The following is a 16,276-nucleotide window of genomic DNA, read 5'->3' on the forward strand; positions in this document are numbered from 1 at the left end:
TGGTTTTACACTGGTGTTCGTGGACCACCCGAAAGAAGCACCCCGCCCGGATGCCGCGCCGGACCCGGATGTCTCCGCCGTCGCCGCCCTCGACGAGCCGACCCGCAGAAGGCTCTACGACCACGTCGCGCGCCGGCCGGGACCGGTCAGCCGTGACGAGGCCGCCGAAGCTCTCGGCCTGGCCCGGCAGACGGCCGCCTTCCACCTGGACCGCCTGGCCGACGAATCGCTGCTCGACGTCGTCTACGAGCGGCGCAGCGGACGCACCGGTCCGGGGGCGGGCCGGCCCGCAAAGCTGTACAAGCGCTCGGCCAAGCAGGTCGCCGTCAGCCTGCCCGAGCGTCACTACGAACTGGCCGGGCGGCTCCTCGCGCAGGCCGTGGAGGCGTCCGAGGCCACCGGCGAACCGGTCAGGACCGTCCTGCACCGCGAAGCGCACCGGCTCGGAGCACAGCTCGCCGGGCAGGACGCCACGGATGTGCTCGACCTGCTGGAGCGGTACGGATTCGAGCCCCGCCACGACGGGGACGCCGTCGTTCTGGGCAACTGCCCCTTCCACGCACTCGCCCGCGAGCACACCGAGACGGTGTGCGGCATGAACCTCCACCTGCTGCGCGGCGTGCTCCAAGGGCTCGGCGAGGACGGCCTCCAGGCGTGTCTGGCGCCCGCCCCCGGCCGGTGCTGCGTCCGCCTGGAGCCGGCGTCCTCCCCGTGCGCGGAGCCTTCTCCGGATGCCGGACGCTGAGTGTCCGGGTGGATTCGGATCACGGGAGTGAAGTGCCGCCCGCGGCAGCTTCACGGACCGCAGGCGTCAGGCGGGCAGTGCGGAGAGCCGGGCGGCCAGGAGCCGGTTGACCTCAGTGGAGCGTTGCGGTCGGGCGGGAGAGCGCGTCGGGCGGTCGGGGCCGGTGGGGCGGGTGGTGGGGTTGCCGGGAACAACCCGGGATGGTTTACCGTTCATCTGTATGTGGTCGCGGAGGGGACAGTGTCCCCGGGCCTCACCTGTAGCCCATGGGGAAGATCGTTCGGCTGAAGCCCTGTGGAGCCCTCGCCGAGAGGCGACCGCCCTCCGTGTCCACCCTGTGCCGATCCCGGCTGGTCCCCCCCCGTCCAGCCGGGATCTTCCTTTCCCGGGGCAGGACGCCGCGTATGCCACCGTTCCCCCGTCGGGGGACGGGGTCACCGACCTGATCGCCGAGGCCGGCCGTCATCTCGAGGTGCAACTCGCGGACCGGATCGACGCCGCGGTGGAGGCCGTGGGGTCCGGCGGCCGTCACGGATGACCCGTACCGGCCGCCCGCCGGGCCCTTCGCGCCCGCGCGGCGGGCCGGACCAGTAGCAGGGCACCCTGACGGACAAGATCCGCCACTCACTGGACGACGAGCCGACGGGCCCCCCTCTTCGCGGGCAGTTCCGGCGTCGCGTGAGCGGACGGGCCGGCCGGTGCCCCGCCGGCAAGGGCGTGACGGCCGGAGTCCGGGGCAGCGGGCGACCGGAGCCGTGCGGCTCCGACGTCCCCCGGCCGGGGCCCCGGTGACGAGGCCGAGCCCCGGCGCCGGGTAGGGCGCTCGCGTACGGCCGGTGGGCCGGTTCGGGGGCGGGCCCGGTGTGCCGGTCCCCGGTGCCGGTGGCTAGGCCGGGGCGGGTGGGGCGAGGGTGCGGGTGAAGCGCAGGGCGGGGTGCCCGTCGAGGACGGTGGTGCCCGTTTCCGTGAAGCCGTTGCGGGCGAGGACGGTCCGCGAGCCGGTGTTGGCGACGGTGGCCGCCGCGTGGAGGGTGTTCAGGCCGTAGGCGGTGGCCGCGAGTGCGCACATCTGCTGGACGGCTGTGGTGGCGAGGCCTCGTCCGGCGGCCTTCTCGGCGATACGGAAGCCGAGTTCGGCTTCGCCGTCGGCGAGGTCGACGAGGTTGACGCGGCCCACGATCGCGCCGGTGTCGTCGACGAGGACGTGGAAACGGCAGGTTCCCGCGGCCTGTTCGGCGAGGAGGGCGTCGTGGCGGTCGGCGAAGTGGGTGAAGTAGTCGTCGCCGCGGTCGGGGACGTGGGCGGCGAAGTAGGCCCGGTTGTCGCGTTCGAAGGCGAGCAGGGCGTCGGCGTGGCCGGCGTGCAGGGGTTCGAGGCGGGACATGGAGGGAACGGTACGCGGCCGGGCGTGGGGCCGGGCGGCCGGGTGGGACGTGGCCCGGCCACCCGGTGCGGTGGGGGCGGTCGTGGTCACGGCGTGCGGGTGATCCAGCGCTGGAGGGCGGCGTGGGTGGTGTCGTCGAGGGCGCAGAGCGCGTCGATGGCGGCGAGGTCGCCGGGCAGCGGGGCGATGCCGGCGGTGGTCAGGGCCGCGTGCAGGTCCAGGCGGCGGCGGTCGGCCGGCTCGAGCGGGAGGGGGACGCGCTGTCCGGGCCGGGGCGCGGGCAGCAGGTAGTCGTCGGGGGCGCCGGGGAAGCGGTAGGGGTCGATGGTGGTGGTCCCGGTGGTGGTGTGCCAGGCGGTCATGTCTGCCTCCCTGAGGGTGGTGCGGTGTGTGTGGTGGCAAGGACTGCGCTGCGGGCGGCGGCAGTTGCAGTGCGGGAGGATCGCCACCCGAATGCCCCCTATGGCATTTCGTCACATGACAGTTCGTCACAACAGTGGTGGTGTGACGGACATACCGGCCCGCCCGACGTGTGGGCGGGCCGGTGCGGGCAGGGCCGAAGGTCAAGAGGCCGGAGGCCGGGTCCCGTCTCCGCGTAGGTCTTCAGCCGCTGGCACTCGCCGTAGGGACCCATGCGCAGCAGTGCGGCGTCCAGGCGGTGTGGGCGGTGGTGCAGGGGTTGTCGGCGCTGGTGGGGGCTGCCTGAATGCACCTGTCGGCGGGTGCGTGCGGGGGGTGTCCGGGACGTGTCCCGGACACCCCCCGGGGGCGGGTGCGGGTCAGGGTGTCCAGACGCCGGTGGCGGCGGTCTCGCGGGCGAAGTCGGTGAAGTCGCGCGGCTCGCGGCCGAGGACCTGGCGGACGCCGTCGACGAGGTGGGCGTTGCGGCCGTCGAGGAAGACGGCGAAGACGTCGGCGTAGGTCTGGTCCTGGCCGGCGTCCTCGAGGATGGTGCGGTACTCCTCGACGGTGACGGGGCGGTAGGTGATGGTGCGGCCGGTGGCCTTGGACAGTTCGTCGGCGATGTCGGCGAAGCTGAGCAGCCGGGGGCCGGACAGTTCGTAGGTGCGGCCGGTGTGGGCGGGGTCGGTGAGGGCGGCGACGGCGACGTCTGCCACGTCGTCGGCGTCGACGAAGGGGGCGACGGTGTCGGCGGCGGGGACGGCGAGTTCACCGGAGAGGACCGGCGGCAGGAAGAAGCACTCGGAGAAGTTCTGGTCGAACCAGTTGGAGCGCACGACGGTCCATTCGGCGCCGGAGGCCTTGAGCTGGTCCTCGGCGGCGCGGGCGCCTTCCTCACCGATGCCGGAGAGCAGGACGATGCGGCGGACGCCGGCGGCGACGGCGGTGCGGCAGAAGGCGCCGACGGTGTCGGCGGCGCCGGGGAAGGCCAGGTCGGGGTAGTAGCTGAGGTAGACCGAGCCCATGCCGTCGAGGGCGGCGTCCCAGGTGGCGGGGGCGTTCCAGTCGAAGGGCGGGGTGCCGGTGCGCGATCCCGTACGGGGCCGCAGGCCGCGTAAGGAGAGCCGCTCGGCGACGCGGCGTCCTGTCTTGCCGGTGCCGCCGGTGACGAGGGTCGGACGGGTGTCTGCTGTGACTGCGTCAGGTGTCATGCGTGCCAGTCAAACCGAGCGGTTCCGGGCCGCGCCAGGTCCCTCGAGTCGGAGCCGAGGATTCCTGGCGACCGGGTGGAGTGCGGCGGTGAGGCGCACGGGGAGGGTGTGGTGTCCGTAGGCGATGAACCCTTCGGTGGGGGGCGGTCCGCCGGGTGCGGCGGCGAGCTGGAGGCCGGGGAAGCGGTCGAAGAGGGCAGGCAGCGCGACGGCGGCTTCCATGCGGGCGAGGGGGGCGCCGGGGCAGAAGTGGACGCCGTGTCCGAAGGCGAGGTGTTCGGCCGCTCCCCTGCCGGGGCGGGTGATGTCGAACCGGTCCGCGGTGGGGCCGTGTTTGCCGGGGTCGCGGCCGGCGGCGGCGTAGGCGGCGAGGATCGCCTCGCCCTTGCGGATGGTGGGGCCGCCGGGCAGGGGGATGTCCTCGACGGCGTAGCGCAGGGGGACGTTGGCGACGCTGGGGGCCCAGCGCAGGGTCTCCTCGAGGGCGTCGTGCCAGGAGACAGTGCCGTCGAGGACCAGGCGCAGTTGGTCGGGGTGGGTGAGCAGGGCGTGGACGGCGTTGCCGATGAGGTTGACGGTGGTCTCGTTGCCGGCGCCGATGACGAGCAGGAGGGTGTCGAGGAGTTCTCTTTCGCTCAGGTGTGATCCGTCGTCGTCGCGGGCGGCGACGAGGGCGCTGGTCAGGTCGTCGCCCGGGTGCCGGCGCCGGTGGGCGACGAGGGCGGCGAGGGCCCGGTCGACCTCGTGGACGGTGTGTTCGGCCTCGTCGGGGGTGAGGGTGGTGTCCATGGCGCGGGCCATGAGGTGGGCGAGGCGGGGGCGGGAGGTTTCCGGGACGCCGAACAGGTCGCAGATGACCTGCATGGGCAGCGGGTGGGCGTAGGTGGCGCGCAGGTCGACGACGGCGCCGGGGGCGGTGTCCTCGAGGGCGTCGAGGAGGCGGTCGGCGGCGTGCCGGACGCGGGGCAGCATGGCCTGGGTGCGGCGGCCGGTGAAGGCGGGGGCGACGAGTTTGCGCAGCCGGCGGTGTTCGGGGCCGTAGGCGGTGTCCATGTTGTGGACGCCGACCCAGGTGCGGATCCAGGTGTCGTGGTGTTCGCCGCGTTGCCAGGCGGGCCAGTGGCGGCGCGGGTCCTTGGAGACGCGGTCGTCGGTGAGGAGGGTCTTGAGGAGGTCGTGGGTGTTGATCGACCAGGCCTGGATGCCGGCGGGGAGTTCGACGAGGACGGCGGGGCCCAGCGCGCGCAGGCGGGCGGCCTCGCCGTGCAGGTCGCGGCCGGCGGGGTCCAGGACGAACGGCCGGGGGCCGGGCGTGGCGGGCGGGTGCGGGTGCGGGTGGGCCATGGGGTGCTCCTCGGGGCTCTGGCTCATGCCGGGCGGGGGGCGGTGTCGATGCGGGCGAGGCCGCGGGCGTGGTGGCGGGCCTTGCCGCGGGAGACGGCGAGCGGGTCGAAGTCGTCGCCCCGGTGCGGCAGCAGGGACCGGTCGGCGAGGACGGCGCCGCGGGTGACCTCGGGGACGAGCCGGCGGCCGAGGATGGTGGAGGCGCACATCATGGCGCCCGTGGCGACGCCTTCGATGCCGGAGCCGTAGCGGACGCTGGTGCCGACGACGTGCAGGCCCTCGACGCCGGTGGTGGTGTCGGGGCGTTCGCCGGTCGCTCCCCAGCCGGCCAGGCCGTAGGGGGTGCCGCCGCGGGAGTGGATGTAGCGCTCGTGGGTGAGGGGGGTGGCGGCCTCGAGGTGGGTGATGTGGCCGCGGAAGGGGCCGAGTGCCTCCTCGGCGGCGTTCAGCATGGCGTCGGTGAGTTCCTGTTTGCGGCGCCGGTAGAGGTCGGTGCGGCGGTAGCGGCCGCCGTCGGCGGGCGCGGCGTCGGCTCCCCAGTAGGCGTGGTCGGGCGGGACGAGGGTCATCACCTGGAAGTTGCTGTGGCCTTCGGGGGCGATGTTGCGGGCGCCGGGGTCCTTGAGGGAGGAGAAGGACACGAACAGGAACGGCACGGGGTCGATGCGGTGCTCGGCCAGTTGCCGGAAGCCGGTGTCGATGTCGGTGTGCCGGTACCACCACAGGTTGGCGTTGGGGCGCTCGGGGAGGGTGGTGTCGAGGGCGACGTACAGGACGGCGAAGGGCAGCGACATGCTGGAGCCGCGGGTGCGTTCGACGGTGCCGGGGTCGAAGTGTTCCTCGCCGACGAGGTTTTGGACGGTGCGGGTGTAGTCGGCGTTGGAGACGACGAGCGGTGCGGTGAGGACCTCGCCGTCGGTCAGGGTGACGCCGTGGGCGCGGCCGGCGGTGACGAGGATGCATTCGACCCGGGTGCGGGTGCGGACCTCGCCGCCGTGCGACTCGATGACTTCGACGAGGCCGGCGGGCAGCATCTGGCCGCCGCCCTTGGGGTAGTAGGCGCCGTGGAGGTAATGGTCGATGATCGCCGCGTGGGTGGGCAGCGGGCACCGGGCGGGCGGCAGTCCGTAGGTGGGAGCGTGGGCGGCCAGGACGGTACGGGCCCGGGTGGAGAGGCCGCAGTGGTCGAACAGGTCGGCCAGGGTGCGTTGTTCCCAGGCGGTGAAGGCGGGGCTGCGGGCGGCGAACTGCTCGTCGGTGAGGTCCGTGTCGCCGAGCAGGGCGCTGCGTCCTTCGGCGCCGACGGCCGAGCAGATCGAGGTGAACGTGTCGATGCCGGCGGCATCGCCGGGTAACGCCTCCTTGAGGCGTTTGCGGTAGCCGTCCCAGCCCGCGGGGACGTCGAGGGTGAGGCCGGGGACGACGATGCGGTCGAAGCCGTCCTGGTCCATGGGCAGGTAGGTGATCCGGTCGGCGAGGCCGAGGCCGCCGAAGACGGACGGCAGCAGGCCGCCGGGGCCGCAGTCGCCGAGGTAGTGGATGCCGACGTCGAACTCGTAGCGGCGGCGGCGCCGGAAGACATGGCTGTTGCCGCCGGCGACGTCGTGCTGTTCGAGCACGAGGACGCGCAGTCCGCTGACCGCGAGGTAGGCGGCGCAGACGAGGCCGCCGATGCCGGAGCCGACGACGACGGCATCCCACTCTTTGCGTTTCGCCATGTTGCGAGCAAAGCGGGCGGCTCGCAACAGGCGTGCAAGGCGGCGCGGACTGCGGCGCTCCGGTCCGGGGGCGGGTGCGGGCCCCGAAGGCGGCTGTGGTCCCGGGGGGTGCGGCCCGGGCGGGTGTGCTCCAGGAGCGTCTTCGGGTGCGGGAGCGGCCGCCGTCAGGCGTCGGTGGCGGGAGGGGCGGGGCCGAGCAGGCGGGGGGTGAGTTCGCCGATGAGGGCGGGGCGCGGCCGTCGAGGTGGAATCGGATGCTCGTCACGAGTTCCGCGGCGAGGGCCTACTTGAGTTCGGCGGCCGGTTCGGGGCGGCGGGCGCCCTCCAGTCGCGGTTCGAGCATCGCCAGGTGGCCGGCGCGGTCGTTGTCGCTGCGCTGGTGGACCCGGGCGGGCTCACGTCCCCGGCTCCCGGCCGGAGCCGGCGCCGGTACGCGGCGGGTGTCGGGCCGCGGCCCGCTCCCTGACCCGAGAGGTTCAGGCGGTGGCGGCGAGGCGGGCGGGCCGGCGGACGGCGGGGCAGGCCGCGGGGGCGACGCTCTCGGCGGCCACCAGGGCGAGGAACTCGTCCCAGTCGAAGACCCGTTCCGCCCGGTGGGCGGTGATCGGCCCGTGGCACCACAGCACGGGACGCGGGTGGCCGGCGTCGACGAGGGCGTCGCAGTTGCCGGGCGAGTCGTCGAGGAAGACGTCGGTGAACCGGCACGCCTTGTCGGCGGCGATGGTCAGCGAGTCGACGGGGAAGTCCCAGGCGGCCAGCCACGCCGCCGTGCGGTTCCAGGCCAGCTGCGCGGGCACGCCGGTGATCGCGCGGGCCGTCACGTAGTGCAGCCGGTGGCCGGCGCGTGCCAGTTCGCGGACCGCCTCGAGCGCGCCGGGCAGCGGGGCGCCCTCGGTGAACACGACGTTGTCGTGCACCCCCCGCCCGCACAGCGCGAAGAACTCCTGCTCGCTCAGGCCCCATTGGTGCACGTACCAGTCCCATGACTCGGCCTTCGCCGAGCACGGGCGTCCCAGGGTGTCCTCGGCGTAGCGGGCGACGACGTCGACGAAGGGGTAGAGCACCCCGTCGATGTCGAGACCGATGTCCAGTGTGCGGGTCACGGCTGCCTCCTTGACCTCGTACCGCGTGGAGACGGCCGCCGGCTCCCGGATCTCCCGGGGGGCGGTGCCGCCCGGTCGGCATCGTGGACCGCCGTGCGCAACGCGGTCGCAACGGGCCCGCAAGGGGCGGGCCGGCAGGACGGGGCGGGGGGACTTGCACCGCGCTTGCTCCCGGCGGGATTTGCTGGCCTGCGGACGCGGGACCGTTCGCCAACGCCGAAAGGCCCCACTGACAACGAAAGAGAGTGCAGGTCGGAACAGATACACAGAGAACTCCGCCGCTTCGCGGCTTCGCCCCAAGGACCAATCCTCCCCGGCCTGAAGGCCGGAGCCTCCTGGGAGAAATCAGGTGACGCAGCAGCACGAACATGCCGAAGCCATCGCCGTCGTCGGGATCGGCTGCCGCCTGCCGGGCGGGATCGACACCCCCGGCGCGTACTGGACGTTCCTGACCGAGGGCCGTGAGGCCGTCGGCGATCTGCCCGAGGGACGCTGGGACGCCTACCGGGGCCGGCCGGGCGCGGCACGTGCGCTGGCCGGCGCACCGCGGCGGGGCGCGTTCCTCGCCGACGCGGCCGGTTTCGACGCCGCGTTCTTCTCGATCACCCCGCGCGAGGCGGAGCTGATGGACCCTCAGCAGCGGCTGACGCTGGAGGCGGGCTGGGAGGCGCTGGAGGACGCGGGGATCGCCCCGCACACCCTGGCCGGTTCTGACGCGGGCGTGTTCATGGGCGCCGGGTCCGACGACTACGGGCGGCAGATGCTCGAGGACCTGCCCGCGATCGAGGCCTGGTCGGGGATCGGCGCGTCGCTGTGCGCGATCGCCAACCGCCTCTCCTACGTCCTTGATCTGCGCGGGCCCAGCCTCGTCGTCGACACGGCCTGTTCGTCCTCGCTGGCCGCACTGCACCTGGCCTGTCAGAGCCTGCGGGCCCGCGAGTGCACGCACGCCCTGGCGGGCGGGGTGCACCTGGTGGCCGCCCCGGGGCTGTCGATGGTCCTGGACGCCGCGGGAGCCACCTCCCGCGACGGGCGCTCCAAGTCGTTCGACGCGTCGGCCGACGGCTACGGCCGCGGTGAGGGTGTGGGGGTCGTGGTCCTCAAGCGGCTCTCCGACGCACTCGCCGACGGTGACCCGGTACGGGCCGTGATCCGTGGCAGCGCGCTGGCGCAGGACGGCCGCACGAACGGGATCATGGCGCCCAGCGGCGCCGCGCAGGAGCGGGTGGTGCGGGCCGCGCTCGAACAGGGCGGCGTCGAGGCGCTGTCGGTGTCCTTCGTGGAGGCGCACGGCACCGGGACCCGGGTGGGCGATCCGGTGGAAGTGGGCGCGCTGGCCCGGGTGTTCGGGGCCGGACGGGCCGCGGAGCGACCGTGCCTGATCGGGTCGGTGAAGGCCAACATCGGGCACCTGGAGGCGGGCGCCGGGGTCGCCGGGGTGATCAAGGCCGTGCTGGCGCTCCAGCACGGCGTGATCCCGCCGACCGCGAACGTCCATGAGCTCAACCCCGACATCGACTGGGCCGCCTCGGGGCTGGCCGTGCCCACGGAGCCGGTGCCCTGGCCCGCGCAGGACATGGTGCGGCGGGCCGGGGTGTCCGGCTTCGGCTACGGCGGCACCGTCGGCCACGTCGTACTGGAACAGGCCCCGGCCACGGCGGACACCGCCACGGCCGGTACGGGGACGGGCGCGGCGGCCGGGAACGCGGCTGCGGGTGCCGCACGCACCGAGGGGCCGGGCGATGCGGCGGGTCCGGGGCTGTTCGTGGTGTCCGGGGCGTCCGGGGACGATGTGCGGGCGCAGGCCGCCTCGCTCGCGGCCTGGCTGCGGGGTGAGGGCGCCGGCGCGCCCCTGGAGGGTGTCGCGCACACGCTGATGGTCCGTCGTAGCCATGCGGTGCACCGGGCCGCGGCCGTCGCGCGGGATCACGGCGGGCTCGCCGCGGCGCTCGAGGTGATCGCCGAGGGCGGCACCGCGCCGGCCGCGGTCGCGGGCCAGGTCCTGCCCGGTGGCGCGGGCGGCGCGGTGTGGGTGTTCTCCGGGCACGGCTCGCAGTGGGAGGGCATGGGCCGCGAACTGCTGGCCACCGAGCCGGTGTTCGCCGCGGCGGTCGACCGGCTGGAGCCGGTCTTCGCCGCGGAGCTCGGCATCTCGCCGCGCCGGGTGCTGAGCGAGGGGCCGCTGGGCGGGACCGACCACGTCCAGCCGATGATCTTCGTGGTGCAGGTCGCCCTGGACGCCCTGCTGCGCTCCAAGGGCCTGACGCCGGCCGCCGTGGTGGGCCACTCGGTCGGCGAGATCGCGGCCGCGGTCAGCGCCGGGGTGCTCGGCGCGGCGGACGCCGCCCGGCTGATCTGCCGCCGCTCCGTCCTGCTGCGCCGGGTCATGGGGCGCGGCGCGATGGCGATGGCGGGCGCAGGGTTCGAGACCGTCCAGGGCCTCCTGGGGGACCGTACCGACGTGGTGGCCGCGATCGCCGCCTCCCCCGCCTCGACCGTCGTCTCCGGCACGCCGGAGGCCGTCGAGGAGGTGTGCGCCCGCCTGGAGGCCATGGACGTGATGGTGCGTCGTGTCGCCTCCGACGTCGCCTTCCACAGCCCGCAGATGGATCCGCTGCTCGGTGAACTGGCCAAGGCGGCCGACGGGTTGGAGGTGCGGGAGCCGGTGGTGCCGCTGTATTCGACGGCACTGGAGGACCCGCGGTCGGCGGCGGTGCGCGACGGCGCCTATTGGGCGGCGAACCTGCGCAACCCGGTCCGCCTGGAGGGTGCGGTGCGGGCGCTGGCGCAGGACGGGCACCGGGTGTTCGTCGAGCTGTCCGGGCATCCGGTGGTCACTCATTCCGTCGGCGAGACGCTGGAGGCGGCCGGTCACGACGACGTGCTCGTCACCGCCACCCTGCGCCGTGAGCGGCCCGAGCGGGCCACCCTCCTCGCCCACCTGGGCGCCCTGCACTGCCATGGCGCCGCCGAGGGTCTGGAAGTGCCGCGCGGTCCGCTGACCGCGCTGCCCCGCCGGGCCTGGCAGCACGTGCCCTACTGGCGCACCCCGTCCTCGCAGGGGCCCGTGGCGGAGGAGCACGACACCGGCTCGGGCACGCTGCTCGGCGGGGAGGTGACGTGGGCGGGCGGCGTCTCGCCGCGGCTGTGGCGGACCCGGCTCGACGAGGACTGCCGTCCCTATCCTGGCTCGCACCCCATCCACGGCGTCGAGGTCGTCCCCGCCGCGGTGCTGCTGAACACCTTCCTCGCCGCCGGTGGCACCGACACGCTGCACGACGTGGCGCTCAAGGTGCCGGTCGCCGTCACCGGCGAACTGGAGGTGCACGTGGTGCGCGACGACAGCGGCATCCGTCTCGCCTCCCGCCGCACCGCCGCCGCTTCCCCTGACCTTGCCGCCGGTACGGCCGGCGGTGCGGCGCAGGCGGGTTGGAGCACCCACACCACGGCGCGGCTCACCTCCGGCCGCCCCGGCGGCGGTGACGGCGGGGGCGGTGAGGTCGCGGACCGTGCCGGTGACGGCGGATGGGACGGGTCGGCAGCCGTGGCACTGGACCCCGGGGCGGTGAACGAGCGGCTGCACGCGGTCGGTGTCGCCGATGTCGGATTCCCCTGGCGGATCACCGAACTCGCCTCCTCACGGGGGCAATTGCGTGCCCGGGTGCTGCCCGCGCCCGGCGGGGACCTCTCCCCCGCCCTGGCCCGCGCCTCGCTGCTCGACGCCGTCTTCTCCGTCGCCCCGCTCGTCTTCCCCGCCGACGGTCGGCTGCGGATGCCGGCCGCCGTGCGGCGGGTACGGCTGCCGCTGGCTCTGCCGGAGGCGGTCACCGTGCGGATCGTCCCCTCCCCCACGGGCGGCGACGCCATCGACGCGGTCGTCCGCGACGAGGACGGGCAGGTCCTCGGCACTCTCGAGGGACTGGTGTTCGCCACCCTTGACGGCGGCGCGGGCAGCGGCCCCGGGCTCCCGCCGCAGCGCCTGGCCCACACCCTCGGCTGGTCCGCGGCCGCGCTCACCGCCGAGCCCCGTACCCGGCTGCGGACCGTCGCCCTGGTCGGCGAGGGCGCCCCCGCCGGGCTCGCCGACGATGTCACCCGCGCGCTCGGCGAGGCCGGACTGCGCTGCCTGCACGCGAAGGACGCCGACGCGCTCGGCGGGCTGGTCGACGAACTCGGCCCGGGGGACGCGGTCGTCGTCCTGCCCGACACAGCCGGTCCGCCGGCCGAGGCGGCGCGGCGCTCCGCCTGGCGGCTGGCGTCGACCGCCCAACTGCTGCTGGAGCGCTGCGGATCGCTCCCGCCGAGGCTGTGGGCGCTGACCCGCGGCGCCTGGGAGGCCGCCGGCGGCGACGCGGTCGCGCAGAGCGCCCTGCTGGGCCTCGTCCGCATCGTCGCGGGCGAGCACCCGGAGCTGAACGCCCGCGCGGTGGACCTCGACAACGGCACCCCGCCGGCTCTCCTCGCCGGGCCTCTGGCGCAACTGCTGCGCTCCGCGCCACAGGCGGACGTCTACCGGGTCGGCGAGGGCGGGGTGCGGGCCGCCCGTCTCACTCCCCTGGTACCGGACCCGGACGGCCAGGGCGCCGGGCCGGGTGCGGGCGCGTGCCGGGCGGACGGGACGTACCTGATCACGGGCGGGTTCGGCGCGCTGGGCCTGGAGGTCGCCGACTGGCTGGCCGGCCGGGGTGCGCGGCGGATCCTGCTCGCGGGCCGCACGGCCCTGCCGCCGCGCCGCAGTTGGCCCGCCCAGAGCGACCCGGTCACCGTGCGGCGTATCGAGGCGGTCAGGCGGCTGGAGGCGCGCGGCGTGAGCGTGACGAGCGTGGCCGTCGACATCGCCGACAAGGCGGCGGCCCGCGCGGCGCTGGACACCGACGCGCTCGGCCTGCCGCCCGTGCGCGGTGTGGTGCACGCCGCCGGAGTCCTGGACGACCGGATGCTCGGCGACCTCGACGAAGCGTCGCTGGAGCGGGTGCTGGCGCCCAAGGCGGGCGGGGCACTGGTGCTGCACGAACTGTTCCCGCCCGGCAGCACCGACTTCTTCGTGCTGTTCTCCTCCGTCGGCTACCAGCTGGGCCTGACCGGCCAGTCCAGCTACGCCGCAGCCAACGCCTGCCTCGACGCCCTCGCCCGCCACCGGCAGGCGGCCGGCGACACGGGCAGCACCGCTTACGCGTGGACGTCGTGGCGCGGCGCGGGAATGGCCGTCAGCGACTTCGTCGACGCCGAACTCGCCGACCGCGGCAGCGGTTCCGTCGAGCCGGCCGACGCGCTGCGGACCTGGGAGTACGCGCTGGGCTGCGGTGTGCGGCCCTATGTCGCCGTCCTGCCGGTGACCGGCGCCACCGGCCTGCCCGTCCTCGGTGAGCTGTCCGCGCCGGGCGGGGAGGCGGCGGACGGGCCGGACGACGCGGCCGCGTACCGGGCCGACGGGCTCACGCAGGAGGAGCTGGGCGCGCTGCTGCTGGCCGAGGTGGGCCGGCAGATCGAGGCCGAACTCGGTCTGAGCGCCGAGCGACTGGACGTCCACCGGCCACTGACCGAACTGGGCCTGGACTCGGTGATGACGCAGGTCCTGCGGCGCGGCCTGGAGCGGCGGCTGGGTCTGAAGCTGCCCGCCACGCTGGTGTGGAAGCACCCCACGGCCGCCGCCGTCGCCGCGTTCCTCACGTCGCGGCTGGCCACCCCCTCCCCCGCGTGACGCATCCCCGCCCCCGTCCCCCGCGTAGCTGCTCCCGCCCCCGTCCCCCGGCCCGTTCCCGCTCTGTGCCGTCCCCCTCCCCGTGCCCGTTCCTGTGCCGTCACGAAAGGACCGTCCCATGCGCCACGACGACATCCATCTCGCCGCCACCGGTGCCTGGCACCCCAAGACGGTGCCGGTCGACGAGGCGATCGCCGACGGCCGCTACAGCCGCGAGTACCAGCGTGCGACCGGGCAGCAGCGGGTCGCCGTCTGCGACGACGACGACTCGCAGCCGGCGATGGCCATGCGGGCGGCGCGGGCCGCGCTCGGCCGGTCGGGGATCGGGGCCGAACGGTTCGCGCTGCTGCTGCACGCGGTGGCCACCCACAACGGGCTGCCCGGCTGGAACGCCGCCTCCTATCTGCAGCATCACGTCCTGGACGGGCACGGTGTCTCGCTGGAGATCCACCAGCTGTCCAACTCGGCTGTCGGCGCGCTGGAGTTGGCGTGCACGCATCTGGCGGCCGGCCCGGCCGGCCGGGCGGCGATGATCACCGCGGCGGACCGGTTCGGCGACGGCGCCTTCGACCGGTGGCGTGCCGCGCCGCCGGTGTTCGTCTTCGGTGACGGGGCGAGCGCCGCCGTGGTGACCCGTGGTGAGGGTTTCGCCCGGGTCGTGTCCACCGTGTCCGTCGCCGACACCGGCCTGGAGGGCATGCAGCGCGGCGCGATGCCGTTCTCCGCCGACCCGCGGGCGGGCTACCCGATCGGCTTCTTCGACCGGGTGATGGAGTTCTCCGACACCCTCGCAGGCGGGCTCGACGAGGCCAAGCGGCGCATGGCGGACCTGATGCAGCGGGCGGGTGCCGAGGCCATGGCGGAGGCCGGGATCACCGCCGCCGACGTGCGGTGGGTGGCCGGGCCGGCGCTGGGACGCGAGGCGCTGTACGAGCAGTGCCTGGACCCGCTGGGCATCGACATCGACCGCTCCACCTGGCCGTTCGCCCGCCGGGTGGGACATGTGGGCTGCACCGACCAGTTGGCCGCCCTCGACGACCTGATCGTCTCCGGCGCGATCGGGGCGGGCGACCGGGTGCTGGTCGCGGGGCTGGGCGGCGGCTACAACTGCACGGTCGCCGTGCTGGAGTTCACCGCCGTACCCGCCGTACCGGAGGCCGGGGAATGTCGCTGACGCCGGCCGTGGTGCGGATGCCCGAGGACGTGCGCCGCTGTCTGGAACCCGGCCGCTATGTCGACAGCGCCCACCCCGCGGTGCGGGAGGCCGCGGCCCGCATCGCGCCGGGCGCGCACGGCGTCGACAAGGCGTGTGCCCTGTACGAGCAGGTACGCGACCGGATCGGCTACTGCAGCATCCCGCCGGGCCGGGCGATCTCCATGGGCGCGTATCTGCGGGACCAGGAGACCTACCGGGCCAGCAGTGTGCTGGCCGAGGGGCACGGCTTCTGCGTGAGCAAGGCGTCGCTGCTGACGGCGCTGGCGCGGGCGTCGGGCATCCCGGCCCGGGTGGCGTTCGCCGACGTGGTCAACCACCATCACACCGGGCGGCGGCTGCGGGCGGCGACCGGCACCGACGTGTTCGCCTGGCACGGCTACAGCGAACTGTGGCTGGAGGGCCGCTGGGTGAAGGCGACCCCGATGTTCCACCGCACACTGTGCGAACGGCTGGGCGTGGAACCGACCGACTTCGACGGCCGCGGCGACGCGCTGCTGCCCGACCGGGACCGGCGGGGCGCGGCGTTCTTCTCCTACGCCGCCCGGCACGGCAGCTTCCACGACGTGCCGGCCCGGTTCCTCACCACGCAGATCCCGCAGCGCTACCCGGGGCTGGACGAGTACCGGCAGCTGCCGGACGCGGGGCCGGCGGCGCGGCGGACCGGCCCGTAGCGCGGGTTCTTCGGCGTTCGGCGGAACACCGGCGCCGGCGTGACCTGGTCCGCCCTGAAGGAGTGACGGCCGGGCGCCGGCGGAGCGGTCGTCGGGCCGAAGATGTGCGGCGACGGCCCCGGGGCGTTTGCCCGGGGCCGTCGCGGGACGGGGTGGTGGCGTCGTGGTTCAGCTGTTGCGCAGGGCGGCGAGGGTCGCGTCGAGGTCGGCCCTGCGGGGGCGGTTGTGCGGCAGCTTGGCGAGGACGGCGGCCATGCCGCAGGTGTTGGTGAGAGCGGAGAAGACCAGGCCGCCCGCGATGCCGGCGGACAGGAGCTGAAAGGCCGGGTGGAGCAGGCCGAGTGCGAGGCCGGTCAGGACCAGAGCGCCGGCGGTGAGGCGGACCTGGCGTTCCATGCCCCACACCGTGCGGGTGGACTGCTCGGGACGGTGCAGGTCGTGTCCGTCTGCGGCCCAGGCTCCGGTGCCGCCCGTGAGGGTGGCGGCGGCGATGCCCCGCGCGGCGAGGCGCTCGGTCGCCTGGGCGGAACGGGCGCCGGAGGCGCACACCACGAGGAGGTCGCCGCGGGCCGCCGCTTCCTTCAGGGCCGGCAGGGCCTTGTCGAGGGCGTCGAGGGGGATGTTGTGGGCGCCCGGGAGGTGACCGGAGGCGTATTCGCCGGGGGTGCGCACGTCGATGACGGTCAGTTCGTGCAGCTGGGCGCGGGCCTGGTCCGGGGCGAGGGCGTTGGTGGTCACTGGTTTCCTTTTCTTTCCGGGGTCTCGTCCCCCTGCGGGTAGG

Annotated in this window: 11 protein-coding genes; 4 read left to right on the forward strand and 7 right to left on the reverse strand. The window is 74.8% G+C overall.

What is annotated here, in order from left to right:
- Window positions 1-13 precede the first annotated feature (13 nt).
- Window positions 14-745, forward strand: a complete 732-nt coding sequence (locus MDN94_RS30860) for a helix-turn-helix transcriptional regulator (protein ID WP_482729821.1) — start codon at window positions 14-16, stop codon at window positions 743-745.
- An 886-nt stretch (window positions 746-1,631) separates the two neighbouring features.
- Here the strand turns inward: MDN94_RS30860 and MDN94_RS30865 are convergent.
- From MDN94_RS30865 to MDN94_RS30890, 6 genes are all read right to left on the reverse strand, one after another.
- A complete protein-coding gene (locus MDN94_RS30865; RefSeq protein ID WP_482729161.1) occupies window positions 1,632-2,129 on the reverse strand; it encodes a GNAT family N-acetyltransferase in 498 nt (165 codons plus the stop codon).
- A gap of 86 nt (window positions 2,130-2,215) precedes the next feature.
- Window positions 2,216-2,491: a hypothetical protein gene (locus tag MDN94_RS30870; RefSeq protein WP_441267130.1), complete on the reverse strand. Its 276-nt coding sequence runs from the start codon at window positions 2,489-2,491 to the stop codon at window positions 2,216-2,218.
- Window positions 2,492-2,908: 417 nt separating this feature from the next.
- Complete coding sequence (locus MDN94_RS30875; protein ID WP_482729162.1) at window positions 2,909-3,742, reverse strand: NmrA family NAD(P)-binding protein; 834 nt, start codon at window positions 3,740-3,742, stop codon at window positions 2,909-2,911.
- A gap of 9 nt (window positions 3,743-3,751) precedes the next feature.
- Window positions 3,752-5,086, reverse strand: coding sequence for a cytochrome P450 family protein (locus tag MDN94_RS30880; RefSeq protein WP_482729163.1), 1,335 nt, complete (start codon window positions 5,084-5,086; stop codon window positions 3,752-3,754).
- A gap of 23 nt (window positions 5,087-5,109) precedes the next feature.
- Window positions 5,110-6,804: a phytoene desaturase family protein gene (locus tag MDN94_RS30885; protein ID WP_482729164.1), complete on the reverse strand. Its 1,695-nt coding sequence runs from the start codon at window positions 6,802-6,804 to the stop codon at window positions 5,110-5,112.
- Window positions 6,805-7,280: 476 nt separating this feature from the next.
- Window positions 7,281-7,907, reverse strand: coding sequence for a 5' nucleotidase, NT5C type (locus MDN94_RS30890; protein ID WP_482729165.1), 627 nt, complete (start codon window positions 7,905-7,907; stop codon window positions 7,281-7,283).
- 349 nt (window positions 7,908-8,256) lie between these two features.
- Between MDN94_RS30890 and MDN94_RS30895 the strand changes: the two genes are divergently transcribed.
- From MDN94_RS30895 to MDN94_RS30905, 3 genes are all read left to right on the forward strand, one after another.
- Window positions 8,257-13,608 (forward strand): type I polyketide synthase, encoded by a 5,352-nt coding sequence (locus MDN94_RS30895; protein WP_482729166.1) that lies wholly within the window; start codon window positions 8,257-8,259, stop codon window positions 13,606-13,608.
- Window positions 13,609-13,726: 118 nt separating this feature from the next.
- Complete coding sequence (locus MDN94_RS30900) at window positions 13,727-14,782, forward strand: ketoacyl-ACP synthase III family protein (protein ID WP_482729167.1); 1,056 nt, start codon at window positions 13,727-13,729, stop codon at window positions 14,780-14,782.
- The gene (locus MDN94_RS30905) at window positions 14,773-15,495 is read left to right on the forward strand and encodes a transglutaminase-like domain-containing protein (protein ID WP_482729168.1); all 723 of its coding nucleotides are present in this window, start codon (window positions 14,773-14,775) and stop codon (window positions 15,493-15,495) included. Before MDN94_RS30900 ends, MDN94_RS30905 begins: the two co-directional genes overlap by 10 nt.
- 168 nt (window positions 15,496-15,663) lie before the next feature.
- On the opposite strand, the gene MDN94_RS30910 is transcribed toward MDN94_RS30905, so the two are convergent.
- On the reverse strand, window positions 15,664-16,233 hold the full coding sequence (locus MDN94_RS30910; protein WP_482729169.1) for a rhodanese-like domain-containing protein: 570 nt from the start codon (window positions 16,231-16,233) through the stop codon (window positions 15,664-15,666).
- Between the last annotated feature and the right edge of the window lie 43 nt (window positions 16,234-16,276).

The organism is Streptomyces sp. WAC00040 (assembly GCF_056835925.1).